This is a genomic window from Halorubrum sp. SP9, assembly GCF_005435015.1.
Lineage (GTDB): Archaea > Halobacteriota > Halobacteria > Halobacteriales > Haloferacaceae > Halorubrum > Halorubrum sodomense.
In genome coordinates, this window is sequence record NZ_SGXU01000249.1 from 1 (window position 1) to 622 (window position 622).

At 53.4% G+C, this 622-nt stretch carries 1 protein-coding gene; it reads right to left on the reverse strand.

The window, feature by feature from the left end; translation table 11 throughout:
• Positions 1-402: 402 nt before the first annotated feature.
• Positions 403-622: hypothetical protein (locus tag EXE45_RS19920; RefSeq protein WP_206750503.1), on the reverse strand; the 220-nt coding region annotated here is incomplete at its 5' end.

Below are 622 nucleotides of genomic sequence, written 5' to 3' on the forward strand. Positions count from 1 at the left end.
GGTGGATCATCAAACTGTTCCTGTGGAACGTACACAGAAGTGAAATCAGCAACAACGCCGTTGTTTTCTTCTGCTTCGTACTTGGCGTAGTTTTTTGTCTCCTCCTCAAATTCTAAGACGGTGGTTGCTTCGTCCATAGGTAACTGACGCTCGGGCGTGTGACTGCCGTTTCGTCGAAAAGCAGCGGACGATTATGCCGCGTTCGTCGGGTGCGTCGGGTTACAGATACACACAGCCCAGTATTTCCCGCACGTCGGACAACGACCATTCAGCGGATCGTCCGTGTCTATCATAGACCGTCAACGCTCCCCGTCTCGCGCCACTCCTGTTGTTCTTCCTCGGTCAAGTTCTCGAACTGTGACTCCCAATGGATCGCCTGTTGTTCACGCTGTTGTTTGTTCATCAGTATGGGTACCGTTCGTGGTAATCCGCAAAAAGCGGTTCGACCACTTCGGTGTGGTACAGCCATTGCTCGAACGCACGGACAGGGAGAAGGATGTCCTGTCGCTTCCCCTTCTTGCCGCCGATGAACGCCTTGTGACCCGTCTGATAGTTCGCTTGAACCACCGTCTTTCGGGGGTTCTCCTCGACTATCTCAATGACGTTCATCTCACCGACAGGC